9 protein-coding genes and 1 pseudogene are annotated in these 7,534 nt (G+C 37.0%); all 10 read left to right on the top strand.

The window, feature by feature from the left end; all coding sequences use genetic code 11:
• Positions 1–325 precede the first annotated feature (325 nt).
• Entirely contained in the window at positions 326–496 is a 171-nt protein-coding gene (locus tag ACXQH5_RS13645; RefSeq protein ID WP_000713595.1) for a hypothetical protein, read from the top strand.
• Positions 497–509: 13 nt separating this feature from the next.
• Positions 510–1,128: pseudogene (locus ACXQH5_RS13640) on the top strand (recombinase family protein).
• Positions 1,128–1,820 carry a DNA topoisomerase gene (locus tag ACXQH5_RS13635; protein WP_000108745.1) on the top strand — a complete coding sequence of 231 codons (693 nt, stop codon included), beginning with the start codon at positions 1,128–1,130 and terminating at the stop codon, positions 1,818–1,820. Before ACXQH5_RS13640 ends, ACXQH5_RS13635 begins: the two are co-directional and overlap by 1 nt.
• 466 nt (positions 1,821–2,286) lie before the next feature.
• On the top strand, positions 2,287–2,613 hold the full coding sequence (locus ACXQH5_RS13630) for a hypothetical protein (protein ID WP_000392725.1): 327 nt from the start codon (positions 2,287–2,289) through the stop codon (positions 2,611–2,613).
• Positions 2,614–3,030: a recombinase gene (locus ACXQH5_RS13625; protein WP_000323438.1), complete on the top strand. Its 417-nt coding sequence runs from the start codon at positions 2,614–2,616 to the stop codon at positions 3,028–3,030.
• 1 nt (position 3,031) lies between these two features.
• The gene (locus tag ACXQH5_RS13620; RefSeq protein ID WP_000136908.1) at positions 3,032–4,594 is read left to right on the top strand and encodes a recombinase family protein; all 1,563 of its coding nucleotides are present in this window, start codon (positions 3,032–3,034) and stop codon (positions 4,592–4,594) included.
• Between the two features lie 142 nt (positions 4,595–4,736).
• A complete protein-coding gene (locus tag ACXQH5_RS13615) occupies positions 4,737–4,961 on the top strand; it encodes a helix-turn-helix domain-containing protein (RefSeq protein ID WP_000205227.1) in 225 nt (74 codons plus the stop codon).
• 14 nt (positions 4,962–4,975) lie between these two features.
• Positions 4,976–5,845, top strand: a complete 870-nt coding sequence (locus ACXQH5_RS13610; protein WP_000233000.1) for a nucleotidyltransferase domain-containing protein — start codon at positions 4,976–4,978, stop codon at positions 5,843–5,845.
• Positions 5,826–6,560 carry a class I SAM-dependent methyltransferase gene (locus ACXQH5_RS13605; protein ID WP_000662263.1) on the top strand — a complete coding sequence of 245 codons (735 nt, stop codon included), beginning with the start codon at positions 5,826–5,828 and terminating at the stop codon, positions 6,558–6,560. The genes ACXQH5_RS13610 and ACXQH5_RS13605 overlap by 20 nt, the downstream gene beginning before the upstream one ends.
• A gap of 32 nt (positions 6,561–6,592) precedes the next feature.
• A complete protein-coding gene (locus tag ACXQH5_RS13600) occupies positions 6,593–7,501 on the top strand; it encodes an aminoglycoside nucleotidyltransferase ANT(6)-Ia (protein ID WP_001255866.1) in 909 nt (302 codons plus the stop codon).
• Positions 7,502–7,534: the final 33 nt, after the last annotated feature.

The following is a 7,534-nucleotide window of genomic DNA, read 5'->3' as shown; positions in this document are numbered from 1 at the left end:
CATCGTCATTCCTCCTGCTATCTTTTTCTATTATTCTACCTTATTTGATAGTAGATTTAAAACTTTGCAACAGAACCATTTTAATTAATTATTAGGGGGAGAAGGAGAGAGTAGCCCGAAAACTTTTAGTTGGCTTGGACTGAACGAAGTGAGGGAAAGGCTACTAAAACGTCGAGGGGCAGTGAGAGCGAAGCGAACACTTGATTTTTTAAGTTGCTATCATTTATAGGTCAATAGAGTATACTTATTTGTCCTAATATGGTTTTAGCAGTATAATTGACTTGGTGAATAGGTCATTTAAGTTGGGCATAATAGGAGGAGTAAAATGAAAAAATTTATTTATCGAGTTTTAGAAAATGACGAAGTGGTGGCTATTTTTAATGAGCAACAATATGCGCAAGATTTTATCGCTTACGAAAAGACAATTTCTGATAAGCAATTTGAAATTGAAAAAGTAGATATAGCTGATTGGTTATTGCAACCGAGAGAATTTTAGAGGTTGGTTGAAAATGGCTAAAATTGGTTATGCACGTGTCAGTAGCAAAGAACAGAACTTAGATAGACAACTGAAAGCGTTAGAGGGCGTTTCTAAGGTCTTTTCAGACAAATTAAGCGGTCAATCGGTCGAACGCCCACAATTACAAGCTATGCTTAACTATATTCGTGAAGGGGATATAGTTGTTGTTACTGAATTAGATCGATTAGGACGAAATAATAAAGAATTAACAGAATTGATGAATCAAATTCAAATTAAGGGGGCAACCCTGGAAGTCTTAAATTTACCCTCAATGAATGGTATTGAAGATGAAAATTTAAGACGGCTGATTAATAATTTAGTGATTGAATTGTATAAGTACCAAGCGGAATCTGAACGCAAACGAATTAAAGAACGCCAAGCCCAAGGAATTGAAATTGCTAAGAAAAAAGGAAAATTCAAAGGGCGACAACCTAAATTCAAAGAAAATGATCCACGTTTACAACACGCTTTCGATTTATTTTTGAATGGTTGTTCCGATAAAGAAGTTGAAGAACAAACTGGAATTAATCGCCGAACGTTTAGAAGGTATCGATCAAGATACAACGTGACAGTAGATCAAAGAAAAAAACAATGAAAAGAGGGATAGTTAATGAGTACGGTTATTTTAGCTGAAAAACCAAGCCAGGCATTAGCCTACGCAAGTGCTTTAAAACAAAGCACCAAAAAAGACGGTTATTTTGAGATCAAAGACCCACTATTTACAGATGAAACGTTTATCACCTTTGGTTTTGGGCATTTAGTCGAATTAGCAGAACCAGGTCATTATAACGAAAAGTGGCAGAACTGGAAACTTGAATCTTTGCCGATTTTTCCTGATCGATACGATTTTGAAGTTGCAAAAGATAAGGGAAAGCAGTTTAAAATTGTTGCTGAACTTCTCAAAAAGGCAAATACAATTATTGTCGCAACAGATAGCGACAGAGAAGGTGAAAATATCGCCTGGTCGATTATCCATAAAGCAAATGCCTTTTCTAAAGATAAAACGTATAAAAGATTATGGATCAATAGCTTAGAAAAAGATGTGATCCGAAGCGGTTTTCAAAATTTGCAACCAGGAATGAATTACTATCCCTTTTATCAAGAAGCGCAAACACGCCAAATTGCCGATTGGTTGATCGGCATGAACGCAAGCCCTTTATATACCTTGAATTTACAACAAAAAGGCGTACAAGGTACATTTTCATTAGGACGTGTACAAACACCGACTTTATATCTCATTTATCAACGCCAGGAAGCAATAGAAAACTTTAAAAAAGAACCTTTTTTCCTGAATAATTCATAGTTTTACTAATAGTCTTTCCTAACATTGATTTAATAGTCTTTAAAGTATTCTGCTTCATCACCCATTAGGTGATGAAAAAAGAACCCCTTTCTGATTTAGCGGACAAATACTTTGACCTAATCTCAGAAGATATAAAAGAAAAAATAATAAAATATCCGATTTATACTTTGTATAAAGAACTAAAGTAGTTAGCAAATCATTTACAGCAAATCACTATGTTCCACATACCATTTTACATACTTACCTTATCCACGACACATGTTGAGATAGTATCGAAGATAAAGAAAGTTGCTCCATGTTGTTTTTGCGAGATGGGGAAATCAAAGCCACATTGACAACCATGATGAATAAGCTTGCTTTCAGTCATAAGCTAATCCTAGAACCACTTTTCAAGTCAGTTAGCCAAATCGATGAAGAAAGCGACCGTGAAAGAATGGACGCTATTGATAAGCTAATGGAGTAACTATTGGAAGAACGCAATACCCTTATTGCACTGATGTCCAAAGGTTTCCTAGAACCTGCTCTTTTTAATCAGGAACGAAATGTTTTAGATAGTGAGATTAAAAATCTTACTACCGAAAAAACAAACCTGGTAACGAACTCTGCGAGTGGGGTTTTGCGAGCAAACGAGATAAAGGACCTCATTAATTATGTGTCAGCAGATAATTTTAATGGTGACTACACGGAAGAACTATTTGAAGAATTTGTAGTGAACATCATTGTAAATTCCAGGGATGAGCTGACATTCAATTTGAAATGCGGTCTTTCCCTGAAAGAAAAGGTGGTGAGATAAATGGCATATATTCCATATGGATACAAAATTCAAGATGGAGTGGTTACTGTCGATGAAAAGGCAGCAGGTCAAGTAAAGGTATTCTTTGAGAAATACATATCAGGACTATCCCTTACAGTGGCTGGCGAACAGGCAGGTATTGAAAAGACACATTCTGTGATGGGGCGCATTTTGAAAAACGTCAACTACCTTGGAAATGATACGTATCCAGCAATTATTGATAAAGAGATATTTGATAAAGCTGAAGAAGTTAGAGATAAACGTGCAAAGGATTTAGGACGAGTGGTAGAGCTTGCCGCTTTCACCTCTCCCCCTCCCAAAGAACGATTCAAAATGAAAAAGGCAGATAATAAGATGCCAGTGGATCCTTTTGAACGAGCAGAATACTTATACAGTCTGATAGAAAGCGAGGAATAAAGTGACAGAGAAAAATATAATGGTTATTCCTGCTCGTAAAAGAGTAGGAAGTACAGCCGCAAAAGAAAAGATAAAGAAACTTCGTGTTGCTGCCTATTGCCGTGTTTCTACAGAAACAGAAGAACAAAATTCTAGCTATGAGGTTCAGGTCTCACACTATACAGAGTTTATAAAGAAAAATAATGAATGGGAGTTTGCTGGCATCTTTGCAGATGATGGTATCTCTGGTACGAACACTAAAAAGCGTGACGAATTTAATCGCATGATTGCAGAGTGTATGGACGGTAACATCGACATGGTTATTACAAAATCCATCAGCCGATTTGCGCGTAACACCCTAGACTGCCTTCAATACATTAGACAGCTCAAGGATAAGAACATATCAGTTTATTTTGAGAAAGAGAACATCAACACCACGGATGCCAAAGGTGAGGTTTTGCTGACTATTATGGCATCTTTGGCACAGCAGGAAAGCCAGAGCCTTTCACAAAACGTTAAGCTTGGGCTACAGTACCGATACCAACAAGGAAAGGTGCAGGTCAACCATAAGCGATTTATGGGCTACACGAAAGATGAAGATGGAAATTTAACTATTGTCCCCGAAGAAGCTGAGATTATCAAACGCATCTACCGAGAATACCTTGAGGGTCAGAGTCTAGTGGGCATTGGTCGAGCCCTTGAAAAGGATGGTATTTTAACAGCGGCGGGAAAACCAAGATGGCGACCAGAATCAGTTAAGAAGATACTTCAAAACGAAAAATACATCGGAGATGCCCTTCTGCAAAAGACTGTCACAGTAGATTTTCTGACCAAGAAACGAGTGAAAAATGAAGGGCATGTTCCCCAATATTATGTTGAAAATAGCCATGAAGCGATTATTCCTAAAGAGTTATTTTTGCAGGCGCAAGAAGAAATTCATCGGAGAAGCAATATCTACACAGGAGAAGGCAAGAACAAAAGAATTTACAGTAGCAAGTACGCTTTAAGTGCCATCACCTTCTGTGGAGATTGTGGCGATATTTATAGACGGGTCTATTGGAATATCCACGGAAGAAAAGAATTTGTCTGGCGATGCGTGACTAGAATCGAGCAAGGTCCTGAAGTTTGTAAGAACCGAACCGTAAAAGAAGATGAACTTTATGGTGCAGTAATGACTGCGATTAATAAGCTACTTGCAGGTGGGAACAATATGATAAAGACACTGGAAGAGAATATTCATGCTGTGATTGGCGAAACCACAGAATACCAAATTTCAGAGATTAACAACTCACTAGAGGAAAAACAAAAAGAACTAATCAAGCTGGCGAACAAGGGTCAAGACTATGACCACTTAGCAGATGAGATTGATGAGCTGAGAGACAAGCGACAGATCCTTTTAGTAGAAGATGCCTCCCTCAGTGGCGAGAACGAGCGAATCAATGAGCTGATTGAATTTATCCGCAAGAACAAATTCCGCACCTTAGAATATGATGATAAGCTTGTAAGGAAGATAATCCAGAGCGTTACAGTCTATGAAGGCCACTTCGTCATAGCCTTCAAATCTGGCATCGAAATGGAAATATGAAAACCAGAAGTAAATAGCCCATGACTCTACAGTAGAGTTGTGGGTTTTCTTTTGCTTGCTGATTATAATAATATTTTAATAACTATTGTGTTTATCAACCAAATGGTTTATAATATTCTTAGCGTAAACTTGGAGGTGCTGTATGACTACGGCAGAAATGATTAAAGAACTGTGTGAGCAAATGAATATAAGTGTTTCCGAACTTGCTAGACGTATTGGCCAGACTCCACAGAATTTCAATAAAAAATTACAACGAGAAACAGTAACCTTGGATGAGTTGAAGGCCATTGCTGATGTGCTAGGTGTCAAGTTTGTGCAGGCATTTATTTTACCAGATGGAGAAGAAATAAAAATATCTAACGAATAAAGGAGGATGTTTATATGGTAGGTAATGTTATTCAAATAGTAACAGAGAAATTATCATCTTTGCCTTTTATAGAAGGCATCGTATTAGGGGGCTCACGTGCAAGAGGCACCCATACAGAAAATTCTGATATAGATATCGGAATCTATTACAATTCAGACTCATTTGACCTGACAGCGATTAATCAAATTGCTACAGAATTGGATGATAAAAATAGAAACAACCTTGTTGTGCCTCCCGGAGCGTGGGGTGATTGGATTAATGGCGGCGGATGGTTATTTATAAATGGGTATCATGTTGACTTGATTTTACGTGATATAAAACGGGTAGAACAAATAATCAAAGATACGGAGCAAGGAATTGTTACTGCCAATTATCAGACCGGGCATCCCCATGGTTATATAAGTGCAATGTATCGTGGAGAATTAGCGATTAGTAAAATACTATATGCTAAGAACGAAAGCTTATGCGAATTAAAAAAGCAGGCAGAAATTTACCCTACTGCTCTAAAGAAAAGCTTGATGAACTTTTTTATATTTGAAGCTGAATTCTCTTTAATGTTTGTAAAAGCAAATGCGGGGGTAGAGGATAAATATTATATTGCAGGCCATGTTTTTCGTATTATTTCATGCTTAAATCAAGTACTATTTGCATGTAATAATGCTTATTGCATTAACGAAAAGAAAGCTATAAAACTGCTTGAAACTTTTGAATATAAACCTGAAAAATATGCCGAAAGAGTTAATCATATTTTTGAAGTACTCGGTCTTTCTCTTTTTGAATGCTACGATATGACCGAGAAACTTTATAAAGAAGTGAATGAAATTGTATCGGAGATAAATAACTTTTTAAACGAGGAGAGTTCAGATGAAAGAAAACAAATATGATGATAATATATTTTTTCAAAAATACAGTCAAATGAGTCGCTCGCAGAAAGGACTGGCTGGTGCGGGAGAATGGGAGACTTTGAAAAAGATGCTACCTGATTTTAAGGGTAAGCGTGTGCTTGATTTAGGATGCGGCTATGGATGGCACTGTATATATGCGATGGAAAACGGTGCTTCCTCTGTAGTAGGTGTTGATATTTCTCATAAAATGCTCGAAGTAGCAAAAGGAAAAACCCATTTTCCACAGATTGAATATGAATGCTGTGCCATAGAAGATGTGGATTTCCCAGAGGAGAGCTTTGATGTAATACTAAGTTCGCTTGCGTTTCATTATGTAGCAGACTATGAGAATTTAATAAAAAAGATATATAGGATGCTGAAGGCTGGTGGCAATTTAGTTTTTACAGTTGAACATCCTGTTTTTACTGCTCATGGAACACAAGACTGGTATTATAACGAAAAAGGAGAAATACTGCATTTCCCGGTGGACAATTATTATTATGAGGGCAAACGGACAGCTATGTTTTTGGAAGAAAAGGTTACAAAATATCATAGAACACTGACCACATATCTAAATACACTGCTTTCAAATAGTTTTATAATAAATCAGATTGTGGAGCCACAGCCGCCAGAGAACATGATGGATATTCCGGGGATGGCGGATGAAATGCGACGCCCAATGATGCTGATTGTATCGGCAAAAAAGAAGATGTAATAATATAGAAAAAATAAACGAGGAGTATGTAAATGAGATCAGAAAAAGAAATGATGGATTTAGTACTTTCTTTAGCAGAACAGGATGAACGTATTCGAATTGTGACCCTTGAGGGGTCACGCGCAAATATTAATATACCTAAAGATGAATTTCAGGATTATGATATTACATATTTTGTAAGTGATATAGAACCGTTTATATCTAATGATGACTGGCTTAATCAATTTGGGAATATAATAATGATGCAAAAGCCGGAGGATATGGAATTATTCCCACCTGAAGAAAAGGGATTTTCCTATCTTATGCTATTTGATGATTACAATAAAATTGATCTTACCTTATTGCCCTTGGAAGAGTTAGATAATTACCTAAAGGGCGATAAATTAATAAAGGTTCTAATTGATAAAGATTGTAGAATTAAAAGGGACATAGTTCCGACTGATATAGATTATCATGTAAGAAAGCCAAGCGCAAGGGAGTATGATGATTGCTGCAATGAATTTTGGAATGTAACACCTTATGTTATTAAAGGATTGTGCCGTAAGGAAATTTTATTTGCTATTGATCATTTTAATCAGATTGTTCGCCATGAGCTGCTGAGAATGATATCATGGAAGGTCGGCATCGAAACAGGCTTTAAATTAAGTGTAGGCAAGAACTATAAGTTTATTGAAAGGTATATATCCGAGGATTTGTGGGAGAAACTTTTGTCCACCTACCGGATGGATTCCTATGAAAACATATGGGAAGCATTATTTCTATGCCATCAATTGTTCAGGGCGGTATCCGGTGAGGTGGCGGAAAGGCTTCATTATGCCTATCCGGAGTATGATAGGAATATAACAAAATATACCAGGGACATGTATAAAAAATACACTGGTAAAACCGGCTGCCTGGATAGCACATATGCCGCTGATATAGAAGAGAGGCGGGAACAGTGATTACAGAAATGAAAGCAGGGCACCTGAAAGATA

Source organism: Staphylococcus sp. SA22 (genome assembly GCF_054165785.1).
The sequence above is the reverse complement of the archived record's forward strand: the minus strand, read 5'-3'. Positions and strand labels throughout refer to the sequence as shown.